Annotated in this window: 16 protein-coding genes; all 16 read left to right on the top strand. The window is 62.5% G+C overall.

Annotation, left to right across the window (positions count from 1 at the left end; all coding sequences use genetic code 11):
• Window position 1: 1 nt before the first annotated feature.
• The 16 genes from CLV47_RS15470 (at window position 2) to CLV47_RS15395 (ending at window position 17,936) form a co-directional block, all read left to right on the top strand.
• The gene (locus tag CLV47_RS15470; protein ID WP_106349965.1) at window positions 2-2,017 is read left to right on the top strand and encodes an ABC transporter ATP-binding protein; all 2,016 of its coding nucleotides are present in this window, start codon (window positions 2-4) and stop codon (window positions 2,015-2,017) included.
• A gap of 141 nt (window positions 2,018-2,158) precedes the next feature.
• Complete coding sequence (locus tag CLV47_RS15465) at window positions 2,159-2,731, top strand: TetR/AcrR family transcriptional regulator (protein ID WP_106349964.1); 573 nt, start codon at window positions 2,159-2,161, stop codon at window positions 2,729-2,731.
• 112 nt (window positions 2,732-2,843) lie between these two features.
• The gene (locus CLV47_RS15460; protein WP_202862623.1) at window positions 2,844-4,157 is read left to right on the top strand and encodes an MFS transporter; all 1,314 of its coding nucleotides are present in this window, start codon (window positions 2,844-2,846) and stop codon (window positions 4,155-4,157) included.
• A 19-nt stretch (window positions 4,158-4,176) separates the two neighbouring features.
• On the top strand, window positions 4,177-5,151 hold the full coding sequence (locus CLV47_RS15455) for a phosphotriesterase family protein (protein ID WP_202862622.1): 975 nt from the start codon (window positions 4,177-4,179) through the stop codon (window positions 5,149-5,151).
• 42 nt (window positions 5,152-5,193) lie between these two features.
• Entirely contained in the window at window positions 5,194-5,856 is a 663-nt protein-coding gene (locus tag CLV47_RS15450) for an EcsC family protein (protein WP_106349962.1), read from the top strand.
• 239 nt (window positions 5,857-6,095) lie between these two features.
• Complete coding sequence (locus CLV47_RS15445) at window positions 6,096-7,193, top strand: acyl-CoA dehydrogenase family protein (protein ID WP_106349961.1); 1,098 nt, start codon at window positions 6,096-6,098, stop codon at window positions 7,191-7,193.
• 26 nt (window positions 7,194-7,219) lie between these two features.
• The gene (locus CLV47_RS15440; protein ID WP_106349960.1) at window positions 7,220-8,470 is read left to right on the top strand and encodes an acyl-CoA dehydrogenase family protein; all 1,251 of its coding nucleotides are present in this window, start codon (window positions 7,220-7,222) and stop codon (window positions 8,468-8,470) included.
• Between the two features lie 39 nt (window positions 8,471-8,509).
• Window positions 8,510-9,331: an enoyl-CoA hydratase-related protein gene (locus tag CLV47_RS15435; RefSeq protein WP_202862621.1), complete on the top strand. Its 822-nt coding sequence runs from the start codon at window positions 8,510-8,512 to the stop codon at window positions 9,329-9,331.
• Between the two features lie 323 nt (window positions 9,332-9,654).
• On the top strand, window positions 9,655-11,256 hold the full coding sequence (locus tag CLV47_RS15430; RefSeq protein WP_202862620.1) for a DHA2 family efflux MFS transporter permease subunit: 1,602 nt from the start codon (window positions 9,655-9,657) through the stop codon (window positions 11,254-11,256).
• Between the two features lie 102 nt (window positions 11,257-11,358).
• A complete protein-coding gene (locus tag CLV47_RS15425) occupies window positions 11,359-11,979 on the top strand; it encodes an L-threonylcarbamoyladenylate synthase (RefSeq protein WP_106349958.1) in 621 nt (206 codons plus the stop codon).
• A gap of 121 nt (window positions 11,980-12,100) precedes the next feature.
• Window positions 12,101-13,093, top strand: coding sequence for a pantoate--beta-alanine ligase (panC, locus tag CLV47_RS15420; RefSeq protein ID WP_106349957.1), 993 nt, complete (start codon window positions 12,101-12,103; stop codon window positions 13,091-13,093).
• A 1-nt stretch (window position 13,094) separates the two neighbouring features.
• On the top strand, window positions 13,095-13,526 hold the full coding sequence (gene panD, locus CLV47_RS15415) for an aspartate 1-decarboxylase (protein WP_106349956.1): 432 nt from the start codon (window positions 13,095-13,097) through the stop codon (window positions 13,524-13,526).
• Between the two features lie 7 nt (window positions 13,527-13,533).
• Window positions 13,534-14,316, top strand: a complete 783-nt coding sequence (locus CLV47_RS15410) for a type III pantothenate kinase (protein WP_106349955.1) — start codon at window positions 13,534-13,536, stop codon at window positions 14,314-14,316.
• Window positions 14,317-14,364: 48 nt separating this feature from the next.
• Window positions 14,365-14,805 carry a hypothetical protein gene (locus CLV47_RS15405; RefSeq protein ID WP_106349954.1) on the top strand — a complete coding sequence of 147 codons (441 nt, stop codon included), beginning with the start codon at window positions 14,365-14,367 and terminating at the stop codon, window positions 14,803-14,805.
• A gap of 3 nt (window positions 14,806-14,808) precedes the next feature.
• Window positions 14,809-15,531 carry a beta-phosphoglucomutase family hydrolase gene (locus tag CLV47_RS15400; protein WP_106349953.1) on the top strand — a complete coding sequence of 241 codons (723 nt, stop codon included), beginning with the start codon at window positions 14,809-14,811 and terminating at the stop codon, window positions 15,529-15,531.
• Window positions 15,528-17,936, top strand: coding sequence for a glycoside hydrolase family 65 protein (locus tag CLV47_RS15395; protein WP_202862619.1), 2,409 nt, complete (start codon window positions 15,528-15,530; stop codon window positions 17,934-17,936). Before CLV47_RS15400 ends, CLV47_RS15395 begins: the two co-directional genes overlap by 4 nt.
• Window positions 17,937-17,946 lie beyond the last annotated feature (10 nt).

The raw sequence follows: 17,946 nt of genomic DNA, 5'->3' as shown, positions 1-17,946 counted from the left end.
GATGACTAACCCAGAGGTACCTGCCAAGAGGTCATCGGCGTCCTCGCAAACCGCATCCAGCCAGCGGCAGGCTGGTGGCGGCGGCCACGGTCCGATGCGCGGCGTCGGGATGCCCGCCGAGAAGTCGATGGATTTCGGGCCCTCGGCGAAACGACTGATCCGACGTCTGTCGCCGGAAAAGGTCCGCGTGTACGGCGTTTTCGGTTTCTCCATCCTGAGCGTCGTGTTGATGGTCCTCGGCCCGAAGATTCTCGGCAGGGCGACCGACATCATCTTCTCCGGACTTCTCGGCAAAAGAATCCCGGACGGTGTCTCCGTCGCGCAGGTCGCCGCAAAAGCTCGGGCGGACGGCAACTCCAGCCTTGCCGACCTGCTATCGCACACGGTCATCGTGCCCGGGCAGGGAATCGATTTCGGCGATCTGGGTCGGGTGCTGTTGCTGGCGCTCGGCGTGTACGTCGTCGGTTCGTTCTTCAACCTGTTCCAGGGACTGCTCTTGAATGGGATCGTCAACCGGACGGTGTATCGCCTACGGGCCGATGTCGAAAGCAAGATCAACCGTCTGCCGTTGTCGTACTTCGACAAGCATCAGCGCGGCGAGATACTCAGCCGGGTTACCAACGACATCGACAACGTGCAGCAGAGTCTCCAGCAGACGATGAGCCAGCTTTTAAACTCGCTGCTTACGGTGATCGGCGTGATAATCATGATGTTTGTGATCTCGCCCTTGCTGGCCTTGGTCGCACTCGTGACGATCCCGGTTTCGATGATCCTCACGAAGACGATCGCCAAGCGTTCGCAGAAACAGTTCATCGCTCAGTGGAAGCACACCGGATCGCTCAACGGCCACATCGAGGAGGCGTTCACCGGGCACGAGTTGGTCAAAGTATTCGGTCGCCATCGCGAAGTGGAAGAGGTTTTCGCGCGCAAAAACGAAGAGTTGTTCCAGGCCAGCTTCGGAGCGCAGTTCATCTCCGGCATCATCATGCCGGCCATGATGTTCATCGGGAACATCAACTATGTGCTTATTGCCGTGATCGGCGGGTTGCGGGTCGCATCCGGCTCCATGAGCCTGGGTGACGTGCAGGCGTTCATTCAGTACTCGCGCCAATTCACTCAGCCGCTGACCCAATTGGCTTCGATGGCCAACCTCCTGCAGTCCGGTGTCGCCTCGGCTGAGCGCGTCTTCGAACTGCTCGATGCCGACGAGCAGACGCGTGATCCGGCCGTTCCGGCCGTTCCGGACGAGAAGCGCGGACTGGTGCGGTTCGAACACGTATCGTTCCGCTACGAGCCTGAAACGCCGCTGATCGAGGACCTGTCACTGAGCGCGAAACCCGGACATACCGTCGCGATCGTAGGCCCGACCGGCGCAGGCAAAACCACGTTGGTCAACCTGATCATGCGCTTCTACGAGCTCAACTCGGGCCGCATCACACTCGACGGCGTCGACATCGCTGACATGACCCGTGACCGGCTACGGTCGAATATCGGCATGGTCTTACAAGACACGTGGTTGTTCGGCGGCACGATCCGAGACAACATCGCCTACGGCAACGTCGAAGCGACTGAGGAGCAGATCCTCGACGCCGCTCGGGCGACCTACGTCGACCGCTTCGTCAGCAGCCTTCCCGATGGCTACGACACGCTCATCGACGAAGAGGGCAGCAACGTCAGCGCGGGGGAGAAGCAGCTGCTGACTATTGCCCGTGCGTTCCTCGCGCAGCCGTCGCTGCTGATCCTGGACGAGGCCACGAGCTCGGTGGACACCCGCACTGAAGTCCTTGTCCAGCACGCGATGGCGGCCTTGCGCACCGACCGGACGAGCTTCGTCATCGCGCATCGACTGTCCACGATTCGGGATGCCGATTTGATCTTGGTGATGGAGTCTGGACAGATCGTCGAGCAGGGCAACCACGCTCAGCTGCTCGCGGCCCGAGGCGCGTATTTCGACCTGTACAACGCCCAGTTCACGGCGGCGGTCACCGACGAGGAAACCTTGACCCCCGCCACCTAGCTCACGATCCGTCACGAAACGACGACCATCCGTCACGAAACGACGACCATCCGTCACGAAACGGCTCCGCTTCACTGCGCATGTAGCCGAGGGCAGGGCTATTCAAGAACGCACGTTCCGGAATCGTGGTAACGTCTTCGCGTGGCCAGAACAAAGGAGTTTGATCCGGACGTCGCGCTCGCGAGTGCGATGGAACTGTTCTGGGCGCACGGTTACGAAGCGACCTCGATGGAGCAACTGTGTAGCCATCTCGGTATCTCCCGGGCAAGCCTTTACGACACGTTCGGCAGCAAGCGAGATCTCTACCTCAAGGCGCTCGATTGTTACAGCTCGAGCAACGACGGTTCGCCATTGACCATCCTCGCGGCCGAGGGGTCACCGCTCGCAGCGGTGCGCGCGCTCATCACGCGTTATGCCACGCCACAGCCCGAGGTCCCGGGTGGCTGTTTCATGATCAAGGCAGCCAACGCCTGTCAGCCTGACGACGACGATGTGACCTCGCGCGTCACCAAAAACTGGAACGATATCGAAAGCGCTCTCGCTCATACGCTCGGGCGCGCCAAGGCGTGCGGCGAAATCCAAACGACCGACACCCATGCCTTGGCGCAGGTTCTGATGGTGCTGCTTCAAGGCATGGAGGTCTTTTCCAACAATGACGACCTAGATCCGCGACTAGCGGCGGCGGCCGCACACGCGCGAGCGCTGCTGGTCTAGTTCGAGACCTGTCACAGGGACGACAGCAGTCGTACCAGACCTATCAAGTTGATCGGTGCACATGCGCCGATCCAGAACTCACAATCCGAATCATCGGTCCGGGAGAATTTTTGTGACTACATTACAGAACGATCGTTCCACAATAGCAACGACGGGCGGTGCAAGTCGCATCCCGCCCGCAGTGTTCGCCTTAGCCGCGGGCGTTGTCGCCGTCGGGACAAGCGAGTTTCTCGTCGCTGGCCTGTTGCCCCAGATCGCCAGCGATACCGCCGTGAGCATTCCTCAAGCCGGCGCGCTGATCTCGGCGTTCGCCATTGGCATGGTGCTAGGCGCGCCGATCATGGCCGTGGCGACGCTGCGCCTGCCTCGCAAGGCGACGCTATTCGCCATGCTAGGTGTATTTGTGGCTGCGCACGCCCTGTCGTTGGTGGTCACGAGCTTCACGATGCTCGTCATCCTGAGAGTGATTGCGGCCGCAGCGACCGGTGGTTACTGGGCGGTGGCAGCCGTGACCGCCGTTAAGGCCTCACCCGTTGAAGTGCGAGCGAGGGCGCTGGCCATGCTCGTCGGCGGGCTGACCATTGCCAACGTTGCGGGGGTGCCACTGGGTACGCTGTTGGGCCAACATCTCGGTTGGCGCTCGGCGTTCCTCGCGGTCGGTCTCCTTGCCTTGGCTGCGGCCGTCGCGCTCGCCCTTTGGGTGCCGCGAGCCTCAACGGCCGAAGCGTCCGAACCGATACCCGAGGTTCGCAGCGAGCTTGTCGCATTTCGTCGAGGTCGACTGTGGCTCGCGCTCGGGGCCACCGCGGCATTTCAACTCGCGGTAATGGCGATCTTCAGCTATATATCGCCAATCCTGACCGAACTGACCGGCGTACGCGAGTCAGTCGTCCCAGTATTTCTCGCGCTGTTCGGCGTTGGCAGCCTGGGCGGTGTGTGGCTCGGCGGACGGCTCGCAGATCGCTACCCCTGGCGCACACTCCTCGGGGCACTCAGTGGGCTCGCCGTCGTACTGGTCGCCACCTTCCTGGTCGTTCGCAGCACTCCGCTGATGTACGTCGCGGTGTTCGCCTTTGGTGTCACCGCGTTCACCGCTGCCGCGCCGCTCAACGCCCGCGTGTTCAGCCTTGCAGGATCCGCACCTACCCTGGCCAGCTCGGTCAATGTCTCCGCGTTCAATGTCGGAAATACGCTCGGCCCAGCACTCGGCGGGTGGGCGATCGGCGCCGGCCTCGGTTTCCGGATTCCTATCGTGATTGGCGTGGTTTCGGTCGCCGTATCCGCCGCGCTCACCCTGCGTGGGCGCGCGCTGGATAGCGTGGATGCCAGAGCGGTCCATGGACCTGATTTGATAAGTCCGAACGACGCGTATGCATACCCGGCGGCGCCCTCCGAATCGAAAGAGTGTGTGGAGGCGACCTGCTGACGACAACTCGGAGGACAGCGTGGCAACACAGGTAGAAACCGTCCGTGGTGCGGTCAACGTCGACCAGCTCGGAAAAGTGCTGATGCACGAGCACGTGTTCATCGTCGATCCAGACGTCATGCAGAACTACCCGCAGCTGTTCGATGAGGAAGTGCGGATCGCCGACGCCATCGAGAAGCTCACCGCGGCCAAAGCCGCCGGGATCGATACGATTCTGGATCTCACCGTTGTGGGCCTCGGTCGCTACCTCCCGTGGGTTCAGCGGGTTAACGAGGCCGTGGACATCAACATCATCGCCGCGACGGGGATGTACAGCTTTGGTGACATCTCCAAGACGTTCGAGCATCGCGGACCGGGCACCTTGTTCGGCGGCCCCGAGCCGCTGATCGACTTGTTCATAAAGGACATTCGCGAGGGCATCGCGGACACCGGAGTCAAGGCCGCGGCACTCAAATGCGTCGTGGAAAAGAGTGGTTTGACTCCCGGCCAGACGCGTATCGCAACAGCGGTAGCCGAGACGCACAACGCGACCGGTGCACCGATCACGGTGCACACCAACTCGCGCCACCAAACCGGACGAATCGCCCTGGAGCACTTCGAGAAGCACAAGGTCGACCTGACTAAAGTTGTCATCGGTCATGCCGGCGACACCAACGATCTGGACTATCTCAAGTGGATTGCAGACAAGGGCGCCACGATCGGCTGTGACAGATTCGGTCTGGACGGATTCAACACGACAGCGGACCGGATCGCGACGATCGCCACGCTCTGCAAGCAGGGGTACGCCGACCGCATCGTGCTCGCGCACGACGTGTCCTGCTTCATCGACTACTTTCCGGGCAAGGAATGGAACGCAAGCAGCGAGTCTTTCGCGCCCAACTGGAACCTCCTGCACATCCCCAACGACGTTGTACCCGGCCTTCGCGAGGCGGGCGTGAGCGAGGCGCAACTCGACGACATGCTCATTAACAACCCGCGGCGTTACTTTTCCTGAGAGAATCGTTCTTCCTGACCCGCCAACAGTCATGAGGCTCAGATGGATCTCAAAGACCTCGCTAGTCGCGCCTTGTCGCACTCCAAGGTCCCCGAATATTCTTCGGGCTTCGTGCGGGAGGCGTTCAACCGCGCCATCGACGGCACTGGCAGACTTCCGGGTGCTGCGCGATCGGCCGATAAACGCCTCGCCCAGGTCGCGGGGGACACAAACGAAGCGATTGATCTGCTGATCTCTTCGCACCTGAAGTACGCCGGTTCGCAGGGCTTCGTAACCAATCTCGGTGGGATCGCTTCGATGGCGGTTCTCGCGCCGACCAACATTGCGGCCCTCGCATTGGTGCAATGCCACCTTGTAGGCGGCATTGCCCATCTGCACGGATTGGACCTCGCCGATCCGCGGACTCGGAGTGCCGTTCTCGCATGCATGATCGGGCCCGACTCTGTCAAGAGGCTTGTCCGCAAAAAGAGTCTGCCGGGTACGCCGTACCAGCTTGCGCATGTCGAGGAGTACGACCCCGAACTCGCGAAGGTAATCGCCACCGAACTCACTAGCGAACTGATTTCGCGAACGCTTGGCAAGCGAGCGGTAGGCTTCGTTGGTCGGCGGGTGCCGGTGTTAGGCGGAGGTGTCGGCGCGGCGGGCGATGCCTACTCCACCCGCAAGATAGGAAAGTACGCTGCCAAAGAGTTCCGTCCGCGATAGTCAACAACGACGCGGTGATCTTTCCTTGCACCGCCGACATGCGAGCTTGGCATCGATTGAGTGGTTGCCTGTTGGGTGTGTGCCGATACCCAACCGACGCGCGGACGCGGGTCTTGACATCTCCTCCGGTCTGCTCTTGACTCGCGATTAGGAACAAAGATGACTGTAATGTCATTTCTGTGGCCGATATCGGATAGCTTCGGCCACAGTGACCTGCCTGCGACGCGATCGGGAGACTAGTGAAGTTTGAGCTGAACGACGAGCAAAACGCGCTTAAGACCGCGGTCCACGACTTCCTGATTGCCCGCGCCGGCGACGACGCGCTGCAGCGGGCGATGGACGGAGACCAGAGTCTCGATCGCGATACATGGCAGCGGCTCGCCGAGCAGATCGGCGCTCAGGGCCTGTGCATCCCTGAAGCCCTCGGCGGCAGCGGTGCCGGAGTCGTAGAGAGCACCGTCGTACTCGAAGAGGTCGGCCGGCGCTGCTATGCGGGGCCCTACTTCTCAACACTAGTAGCAACTCGCGCTCTCCTTGCCTGCGCGGAGACGGCCAAGGACTACTTAGCTCAGATCGCCGCAGGCACCGTCGTCTTCACCTTCGCGTACGCCGAAGACGGTGTGGACTGGTACTCGACGGCGTACGAAACGACCGCCAGTGCCAACTCGGACGGTCATACGATCAGCGGTACCAAGAAACTGGTCACCAACGTTGCCGACGCCACGCATTTCCTCGTGGCCGCGACAACGGACGCCGGTCCAGGGTTGTTCGTCGTACGCCGAGACGCCTCTGGTCTCACCGTCGCCGTTGACGAGTCGCTGGACCCGACGCGGCAGATCGGGCACCTCACGTTCGACGCGGCTGCGGCGGAGTCGGTTGGAGGCGACGCGAGTGTGATCGCCGCGAGCGCCGACTTCGCCAGCCACGCGCTGTCGGCTGAGCTGATTGGGGTCGCTGCGGAGTCAATCGACCGGGCAGTTGCGTGGGCGTCCGACCGCATCCAGTTTGGTCGCCCGATCGGCTCGTTCCAGGCGATCAAGACTAAGTGCGCCGATGCCCTTCTGGAGCTGGAGACCGCGCGAGTGCTGGTCTACTACGCGGCGTACCAACTGTCGGTAGCGGCCGACGACGCGCCGATGCTCGTATCGCTAGCGAAACAGGCCGCCACTGATGCCGCGGTGCTGGCATCGTCCGAGCTTATTCAGATCCTCGGCGCTATCGGATTCACATGGGAGCACCCCGCGCATCTGTACTTCAAACGGGCTCGAGTCAACTCGGTCCTTCTTCAGGACCGTAATTTTCATCTTGATCGTGTTGCCGACATGATCTGCAACTGACGGACGCTCGGGACAGAAAGGCACCCATGGAACCGGTTTTCACCCCCGAGGTCGAGGAATACCGACTGCAAGTCCGCCAATTTCTGGCGGACCTACTGCCGCCCGACTGGCATGGCAGCGGTCGGCTCGCGGACGAGGACTACACGGCGTTCTCCCAAGACCTGCGCAAGAAGCTTTACGCCGGCGGATATCTGGCGATCAACTGGCCGAAGAAGTACGGTGGCCAAGGACTCACCCTCGCTCACCAGGTCGTGTTGGCGGAGGAGTTGACGCGCGCGGGCCTGCCGAACGGCACCGACAACGACGTCTTCAGCATCCAGATGTTCGGAAATACGCTGCTCGCATTCGGCACAGAGGAACAGAAACAGCGTTTCATCCCGCGGCTGCTGCGCGGCGACGATGTCTGGTGCCAGGGCTACTCGGAACCTCGCGCCGGATCGGACCTGGGCAATATCGGCACGAAGGCTGTCCTGGAAGACGGCACCTGGCGGATCAACGGCCAGAAGATCTGGACGTCGGAGGCGCAGAACGCAAACTGGATATTCGTCCTCGTGCGCACGGATACCGATGCCCCCAAACACAAGGGCCTGACACTGCTGGCGTGCCCGATCGACCAGCCTGGCGTGGAAGTACGCCCAATTCGGCAGCTCAATGGACGCTCCGGGTTCAATGAGGTGTTCTTCACCGACGCGTTGACGCCAGAGGACAACACCATCGGCCTGGTAAACCAGGGGTGGAAGGTAGCGATGGGGCTGCTGGAGTTTGAACGCGGCGGCGCGGCCGCGATTCTCGCCGCGCGCTTCGAAGAAGAGCTGTCCAGGCTGATCGAGCTGGCCCGTCGTCAAGGCAAGATCGAGGACTCGGCCGTACGCCGGAAGCTGGCATGGTGCAAGGGCCGTGTAATCGGGATGCGGCTTCTGGGCTACAAGGCGCTGACCCGCGGCCTGACCGGGGCGGCGCCAGGGCCGGAGTCCGCGCTGACCAAGCTGTACTGGACCGAATACCACCGGGTTGTGACCGAGTTGTCGATGGAGTTGCTGGGTGACGACGCACTAGTGCTGACAGGACGGTTCCCGACGATCATCGATGGCCCGGACGCTCCGGGCTCGACGCAGGACACGGCGACGTGGGTGGGCGCATTCCTCTCCGGACGCGCCAGCACGATCTATGCCGGCACCAATCAGATCCAACGCAACTTGCTGGCCGAGCGCGTGCTCGGCATGCCCCGCGAGCCACGGTCCGACAGCGGCGCGTGGAATGCTCAAGGCAAAAGTTGATCGGCATACCCATTTTTCTCACGACAACCGGAGAACACTGTGAACACCGCTGAAGCAAATAGCACCGACACCCCCGTTATCGTCAGTCGCGAAGGCTCGACCATGGTTATCACCTTGTCGCGTCCGGATCGAATGAACGCCTGGACGCCCACGATGGAGACGATGTATTTCGATGCGCTCACCGAGGCCGCGGCCGACGAGTCAGTGCGCGCAATTGTGCTCACCGGCGCCGGTCGCGGATTCTGCGCCGGTGCTGACATGGACGACCTCAGCGATATCGGCGCCTCCGGCGAGATCACCGCAGGCAGGATCCAGGCCCGCAAGAAGACGTTCCCCCTTTCGATCAGCAAACCGTTGATCGCGGCAATCAATGGCCCCTGTGCCGGACTTGGCTTCGTACAGTCGATGATGTGCGACGTGCGGTTCGCGGCAGAGGGAGCGAAAATGGCTACGTCGTTCTCCAAGATCGGGCTGATCGCGGAGCACGGAATCTCGTGGCTGCTGCCTAAGATCGTCGGACTGAGCCACTCCTTGGATCTGCTCATGTCGGGACGCGTCATCACTGCCGAGGACGCGCTCTCCATCGGTCTGGTCAACTATCTGAGCACCCCTGAGAACGTCCTTGACGACGCCCTCAAGTACGCCGACACCCTCGCGCGCACCGCCTCCCCGAACGCAATGGCCGTGATCAAAAAACAGGTCTACGCGCACCTGCTCAAGGATCTGGACGCCGCGCTGGCCGAGTCGGACCAACTCATGCACGAGGCGATCAGCAACAAGGAGATGGCCGAAGGCGTCGCCGCATTCGGCGAACGCCGCGCACCGAACTATGCCGGGATTTCTCTGCAGCCAGGGGAGTAGAGGCACCCGCCCTATCACTCACTTCTCGTCTGGGTGTGCGTAAAAACTCTGTTCGCCGACGGTGAACTTCGAACCGCTCGAATAAATTCAGTTGCAGAATTGGCGGGCAGGTCATTACGTTTCTGGTGTGACGTTCGCCGGGGGGCTGGGCGATGTCAGGCGTCGTCCGAGCTTTTTGTCGTACCGACTCCATACACTCGATTTGGCCGCAGCCGTAGCACGGTTCTGTGCGGCTGAAGTCTAGTTCCTCGTGCCTCGTCATGTCCGAAATCGGCGGGCGCTTCATAAGAGCGTGTCCGCACCAAATCTGAGGAGACCCCACAGTGTCGACCACTACTCCCGAGCAGCCGCCGGGAGAGGGACCCGGTGCACACCACGATCCTGTGGTGAGTACGAGTCCCGACCTGGAAAAGATGACCAACCCCGAGTCGGACAAGCTCGATGCCGGGGTGTTTAAGATCGCTGGCGTCGTTGTACTTGGCGCCATCATGTCCATTCTGGACATCACAGTCGTCAGTGTCGCGCTGCCGACGTTCCAAAACGAGTTCCACGTCTCGCCGTCGATGTCCGCATGGTCGATGACGGCCTACACGCTGGCGCTGGCCACGATCATTCCGGTGACCGGTTGGGCCGCGGATAGATTCGGCACCAAACGCCTCTACCTCCTTGCGCTCAGCCTGTTCGTCGTCGGCTCGGTGCTCTGCGCCACCGCGTGGGACATGCCTTCCCTCATCGCCTTCCGAGTCCTGCAGGGCCTGGGTGGCGGCATGCTGATGCCACTAGGTATGACGATCCTGACGCACGCCGCGGGACCACATCGTGTCGGCCGCGTGATGGCCGTACTCGGTATCCCGATGCTGCTCGGTCCCATCGCCGGTCCGATCTTGGGCGGCTGGTTGATCGAGAGTGTCAGCTGGCACTGGATCTTCCTGATCAACCTGCCGATCGGTATCGCCGCGCTGATCTACTCGTTCGTCGTACTCCCATCGGACAACCCGGAACCCTCGGAGTCCTTCGACTTCAAGGGCATGCTGATGATGTCGCCGGGCCTGGCTCTGTTCCTATTCGGTGTCTCATCCATTCCCGGTGAGGGCACGGTAGCGTCGGCAAAGGTCCTGATTCCAGCGATCGTGGGACTGGCCTTGATCGTCGTGTTCGTCTTCCACGCGTTGCGTACCAAGCACCCGCTGATCGACCTGCGGCTGTTCGCCAATCGAAACCTGACAGTCGCGGTCATCGCGATGACCCTGTTCTCGGTCGCGTTCATGGGCGCATCGCTGCTCTTCCCGAGCTACTTCCTGCAGGTCCGCGGTGAAACCACCTTGGCGGCCGGCGTGTTGCTGGCCCCCCAGGGCATCGGCGCGATGATCACCATGCCGATAGCTGGCATGCTCGCGGACAAGATCGGTCCGGGCAAGATTGTGATGGGCGGCGTTGTCGTCCTGGCGGCGGGCATGTTCGTGTTCACCCAGGTCGGCGCGGACACGTCGTACGTCCTGTTGCTGGGCGCGCTGTTCGTGATGGGTCTCGGGCTCGGCGCGACGATGATGCCGATCATGTCGGCAGCGCTGGCGAGTTTGACCCACGAGCACGTCGCCCGTGGTTCGACACTGATGAACATCGTGCAACAGGCCGCTGGCTCCATCGGCACGGCCGTGATGTCGGTCGTGCTGACCAACCAGGTCCTTTCGCATCAGTTCGCGGGAGCGGCCATGGCATCGGTTGACGACCCATCGATCGCGAAGGCAATACCTCCTGCGGCGTTGCAGCAGGGCTTCAGCGAGGCGGCGAGCTCGTTCGGGACGACGTTCACCGTTGGACTTGTGCTCGTCATCCTGTGTATCGTCCCGGCGATCCTGCTACCGCGCAAGAAGGCGACCGCGCCCGACGGAAGTGAGACCGCGGCCCCGGCCATGATGCACTAGTCGGCGCGACGGTGATCCAGTTTGATAATGGAGCGCTTCAGGTCAGGCGACCTGAAGCGCTCCATTTCTATCTGACCAGCACGGCCAGGTTAAGGTGAGGTAATGGCGAAGTATTTCGACGTACACCCGGACAATCCGCAACCGCGCGTTATCGCGAAGACCGCTGACGAAATCAGGGCCGGTGGGCTGATTGTCTATCCAACTGATTCGTGCTTCGCGCTCGGTTGCGGCCTGGGCAACAAAGAGGGGCTCGACCGGATTCGGAAGATCCGGAAGCTGAGCGAAAATCACCATTTCGCTTTGGTGTGTAAGGATTTCGCGCAACTTGGCCAGTTCGTGCACGTCGACAATGCGGTGTTCCGCAAGATCAAGGCGACGACGCCAGGCAGTTACACCTTTATCCTGCCCGCGCTGCGCGATGTTCCGCGTCGCATGCTGCATCCCAAGAAGAAGACCGTAGGTGTTCGGATACCCGACAACAAGGTCGTGCAGGCACTGCTGGCAGAGCTCGGTGAACCCCTGGTGACCAGCACACTGCTGCTGCCCGACCAAGAGGCGCCCATGACCCAAGGCTGGGAGATCAAAGAAGAACTCGACGCGGTCGTGGACGTCGTACTGGATTCTGGCGACTGCGGCGAGACTCCTACTACGGTCATCGATTTCGTGGATGGCACGCCACGAATCCTGCGCCGCGGATCGGGCGATCTCGCGCCGTTCGAATAGCGGTGATTTAGGCCATGGAAAGGCGCGACGGGGCCGAGCGGTTCTAGACTGAGGGCATCCAATTGTCTGGTACCCCTACCTGCCGACCACGCGCAGCGGGACTGGAACGAAAGGCCCCTCCATGAGGACCAATGCACCCGTTTCTGGCAGCCTTCTTGCCGACCGCAGCGCGCAGTCGGCCAATGCCGCCACCTCAAGTACGACCAGAGTCAACCCCCGCCCGCCTAGTCGCCGCAGCCCGATCATTGCCCGGACCCGCGAGGAACTTGACGCCGCGCTACGGCCGATGCGCACGAACGGTCAGACGATCTCACTCGTACCGACGATGGGAGCGTTGCACGACGGCCATGCCGCTTTGATGGCATACGCGCGTGAGCGCAGTGACTGTCTCGCGGTGTCGATCTTCGTCAACCCGACCCAGTTCGCACCCAACGAGGATTTCGACTCATATCCGCGTACCTGGGACGATGACCTGGCCAAATGCGCCCAGCTTGGTGTCGATGTCATCTTCGCGCCCGAGGTAGACACGATGTATCCGGACGGACCGGGACGCGCCGGGATCACCGTCGACCCTGGACCGCTGGCGACGGTCCTCGAAGGTGCGACCCGGCCGACGCATTACCGCGGTGTCCTCACTGTCGTCGCCAAGCTGTTCGGTCTCGTGCGCCCAGACTTGGCCGTGTTCGGCGAGAAGGACTACCAGCAACTGTCGCTGATTCGTTCGATGGCCCGCACGTTGTGCATGCCGGTCGAGGTGCTGGGAGCGCCCACGGTCCGTGAGGCCGACGGGCTTGCGATGTCCTCGCGTAACCGCTACCTCGATGCGGCCGAACGTCGACGGGCGGTGGCGCTGTCGCGCGCCCTGCGTGCCGGAGTTAACGCCGCGGACGAGGGAGCCGAAGCGGTGCTGGCCGCGGCGTACGACGTCGTCACAGCAGCCGACGGGGTCGACCTGGACTACCTCGAGTTGACCAATACCGACATGGGTACGCCGCAGCCCGGGGCCGAGGCGCGTTTGTTAGTAGCCGCGAGGGTCGGTACGACGCGGCTGCTCGACAACATGGGCCTGTCGCTCGGCGATGCCGCCGTCCTCGTTGACAGGGAGGCACGCTGACATGTTGCGAACCATGATGAAGAGCAAGATCCACCGCGCCACTGTCACGCAGGCCGACCTTCACTACGTTGGCTCGGTGACGATCGATCAAGACCTGCTGGAAGCGTCGGACATTCTGCCGGGCGAACTCGTGCACATCGTCGACATCGACAACGGCGCACGGTTGGAGACCTATACGATCGCCGGCGAACGCGGGAGCGGGATCATCGGGATCAACGGCGCGGCCGCGCATCTGGTCCATCCCGGTGACCTCGTCATTCTGATTGCCTATGCGCAGGTCACCGACGCGGAGGCCCGCGCGCTCAAGTCGCACGTCGTCTTCGTCGACGCCGACAATCGGATCGTCGGGACCGGAGCTGACGCCGCGCAGACCCTCCCCGCCGAGCAGACCGGACAGGCTGGGCTGGTGCGCGGGGACCTCGTCCATAGATGATGGTCGTATGACCCTGCTATGTCTGGACATCCGTAACAACTACACCGTGGTCGGCCTGTTTGACGCTGACCGTCTGCAGGCGCATTGGCGGGTCGCCTCGGACGAGCGGCGTACCGCCGACGAGTGGCACGTGTTGATCAGCGGCTTGGTCGAACGTACCGAAAGCGCCGACGGCGTGATCGATGCGATTGCCGTGGCGTCGACGGTGCCGGTGATCTTGCACGAGATGCGCGAGCTGATCTCGCGTCGGTACGGCGGCTGCCAAGTCTCCATAGTAGAGCCGGGAACGAAGACTGGCGTACCTATCCTGACCGATAATCCACGGGAGATCGGCGCCGACCGAATCGTCAATGCGCTGGCCGGAGTGTCGCTCTACGGCGGTCCGTGCGTGATCGTGGACTTCGGTACGGCGACGACCTTCGACGTAGTCAATGATAAGGCCCAGTTTATCGGGGGAGTGATCGCCCCAGGTATGGGAATTTCCCTCGATGCGCTGGCACGTAGGGGGTCTCAGCTGCGCGCGGTTGAGTTAGTCCGTCCGCGCAACGTCATCGCCAAGAATACGGTCGAGGCGATTCAGTCCGGAATGGTGTTTGGCTTTGCCGGGCAAGTCGATGGGATCGTGGATCGGATCGGCGAGTCGTTGGGTGTGTCTCTTGATGATCTGACGGTCGTCGCGACCGGAGTGTACGCCGACGTTGTGCGCGAAGAATGCGACACGATCAGTGACTATGAGCCGATGCTGACGCTGATCGGGTTGCGTCTGGTCCACGAACGTAATCACGCGTAGGTACGTCGAGTTCGCTACAGTCGGGTTATCGCGTTGATTGGAGTCTTGATGTCATTAGCCGCAAAGCTTCGCCGGGCCCCGGCCAGGATCGCCGCAGGCGCTTTCATTCTTAATTCCGGGGTCGGGAAGCTCTCGGGCGACGAGGCCACCGCCAACGGGATCCACGCGACCGCAGCTGGGGCATACCCGGTCGTGAAGAAGGTCGAGCCGAAGCTGTTCCTCAAGGCACTGGCCGTCGGCGAGATCGCCGTCGGATCCGCACTACTGTTACCGATTGTTCCAGCTGGGCTTGCCGGGCTGGCGCTGACGGGGTTCGCAGGCGCGTTGGTCGGCATGTACATCAAAACGCCTGCCCTGCATGACAAGTACCTGCGGCCAACCGGTGCCGGAGTAGCCATCGCCAAGGACAGTTGGTTGCTCGGGATCGGTACTGGCCTAGTCGTTGACGCGGCATTGAGCGAGTCGCGCGTGACACGCACCGAAGACTGACTCGTGCGCGGCCTGCCGGACACGATTACAGCCTGCCTCTTCGACCTGGACGGTGTACTGACCAAGACCGCGGACTTACACCGAGCGGCATGGAAGGAGACGTTCGACCAGTTTCTGCAGCACCGCGACGCGACGTTCGTGCCGTTCGACGCCAACGCGGACTACGCGGCGTACGTCGACGGCAAGAAACGGGAGGACGGGGTGCGCGACTTCCTTGCGAGCAGAGCGATCACGCTGCCGGAGGGCGATCCAGGCGACCCCCCCGGCGACGGAACCGTCCATGGCGTCGGCAATCGCAAGAACGTGCTGCTGCTGAGCCTGATCCGGCGTGACGGTGTCAAGGTGTACGACGGGAGCCGTCGATTCGTCGATGCGGCGCGCAAGGCGGGTCTTCGTTGCGCGGTCGTGTCGAGCAGCGCCAACACAGAGGAAGTCCTCAATGTCACCGGCCTGGCTGCGTCGTTTGAGACCCGTATCGACGGCGTTGTGGCGCGGAAGCGGTCTTTGCCAGGCAAACCCGCACCGGATACGTTTCTCGAGGCCGCTTCTGAGCTCGGCGTACCTGCGCACGCCGCGGCCGTTTTCGAGGACGCTCTGGCAGGTGTCGCTGCGGGTCGGGCCGGGCACTTTGGGTATGTCATCGGCGTTGACAGGCTCGGCCAGGCCGACGCGCTGCGGGCGCACGGCGCCGACATTGTGGTGCAGGATCTGGAGGAGCTGTTGTGACTGACCCGGTGAGGTTTCCGGTCGAGCCATGGTGCCTACGCGAGACCTTCCTCGATGTCGATCAGCTCGCACAGATGGAGTCCCTTTTTGCATTGTCCAACGGGCATGTCGGACTGCGGGCCAATCTCGACGAGGGCGAACCGCACGCGATACCGGGCACGTATCTCGGCTCGTTTTACGAGGGGCGTCCGCTGCCGTACGCCGAGGCAGGTTACGGCTATCCAGAGTCGGGGCAGACGCTAGTCAACGTAACTAACGGCAAAATCATGCGGCTTCTAGTGGATGACACCCCGTTCGACGTGCGATACGGCGAGTTGCTGGATCACGAGCGGACGCTGGACTTCCGGGCCGGCACGCTACGGCGGACGGCGGACTGGCGGTCGCCGGCAGGCAGCCATGTGCGGGTGACCTCGACGCGCCTGGTGTCGTTCGTGCACCGCGCGGTCGCCGCCATCGAATATGAAGTGGAAGCGGTCGGCCTGCAGACACGGATAATTTTGCAGTCAGAACTGGTCGCCAACGAGGCGCCGCCGGTCAATGTCGGGGACGATCCCCGGGTGGCCGCAGCGCTCGAACGGCCGCTGCTCCCGATCGACGCCGACGTGACGAAGTCAGGTGCAGTTCTGTTGCACCGCACCAAAAGCAGCGGACTGTTGATGGGCGCCGGTATGGAGCACGTCGTCGAGGCGCCCGGCCGGCACACGGTCGACAGCGAGATCCGCGACGACTGGGCGCGTACGACGGTTGTCTGCACGCTGCAGCCGGGGGAGAAGCTGCGCGTCGTGAAGTACATCGGCTATGGCTGGTCGTCGACACGGTCCGCGCCGGCCGTGCGTGATCAGGTCGAGGCCGCCTTGACCGGGGCGTCGTACGCCGGATGGAGCGGGTTGACCGGGACGCAGCGCGACTATCTCGACGACTTCTGGAAGTCTGCGGATGTCGAAGTGGACGGCGACCCCGTGGTGCAGCAGGCGGTCCGGTTCGGGCTGTTTCACGTGCTGCAGGCCGGTGCTCGCACCGAGCGTCGGGCGATCGCGGCCAAAGGCCTCACGGGGCCCGGCTATGACGGGCACGCGTTTTGGGACACCGAAGGATACGTACTGCCGCTGTTGACGCTAACGATCCCGGATGCCACCGCGGATGCCCTGCGGTGGCGGGCTTCCACGCTGGACCTTGCTCGTGCCAGGGCCAAGACACTGGGTCTCGACGGCGCTGCTTTTGCGTGGCGCACGATCAACGGTGAGGAGGCGAGCGCTTACTGGCCGGCGGGTACGGCGGCGTTTCACATCAACGCCGACATCGCCTCCGCGTTCGAGCACTATCGGTTGGTGACCGGCGACCTTGCGCTGGAACTGGAGTGCGGACTCGCCGTACTGGTCGAGACGGCCCGGCTATGGATGTCGATCGGTCATCACGACAGGCATGGGGCGTGGCACATCGACGGTGTCACCGGCCCGGACGAGTACACCGCGGTCGCTGACGACAACGTGTTCACCAACCTGATGGCCGCGCGCAACTTGCGGGCGGCGGCCGATGCGTGCGTGCGGCATCCGCAGAACGCTGCGCAACTCGGTGTCTCGGTTGAGGACGTTGCCGCCTGGCGGGATGCGGCGTCTGCTGTCTTCATACCGTACGACGAGGAGCTCGGCGTACATCCGCAATGCGGCAACTTCACCCGGTACGGCGAATGGGACTTCGACGGCTCTGTTGATCAATACCCGCTGATGTTGCACTCGCCGTACTTCCAGCTCTACCGCAAACAGGTCATTAAGCAGGCCGATCTAGTGCTTGCAATGCATTGGTGCGGCGACTCGTTCACCCCGGATCAGAAGGCGCGCAATATCGACTACTACGAACGGCGTACGGTGCGGGACTCCTCGCTATCGGCGTGCACCCAAGCCGTGATGTGCGCGGAGGTCGGGCACCTGGAGCTCGCCCACCGGTATTTGCACGAGGCTGCGTTGATGGATTTGCACGATCTGCACCACAACACTAAAGACGGCCTGCACATCGCGTCGTTGGCCGGTGGCTGGTCGGCTTTGGTTGAGGGGTTTGGCGGTTTGCGAGAACACCACAGCCTGCTGACTCTTGCGCCCGCGCTTCCTGAAGGCATCACCCGGTTGGCGTTCCGAGTGCGGTGGTGGGGGATGCGACTGCTGGTCGAGGTCGCCGATGGACAGGTGGAGTGCAGCCTTCCAGGCCAGACCGACCGAACGATGTCGTTGGTCCTGTACGACGAGCAGGTCGAGGTTACCTGCGCCAAGTCAGTACGCCGACCGCTGCGTCACCGGTTGGCGCTTTTGCCGACTCCCACACAACCATCGGGCCGCGAACCGTTGATGGACGGTGACCCCGCCTACGCCGCCCTCGATCTTGGGATACGTGAACTGGATGATCGAGCATGATTGCCGGATG

Source organism: Antricoccus suffuscus (genome assembly GCF_003003235.1).
Taxonomy (GTDB): Bacteria; Actinomycetota; Actinomycetes; order Mycobacteriales; family Antricoccaceae; genus Antricoccus; species Antricoccus suffuscus.
Note: the sequence above shows the minus strand (reverse complement) of the source record. Positions and strands in the feature narration are given on the sequence as shown.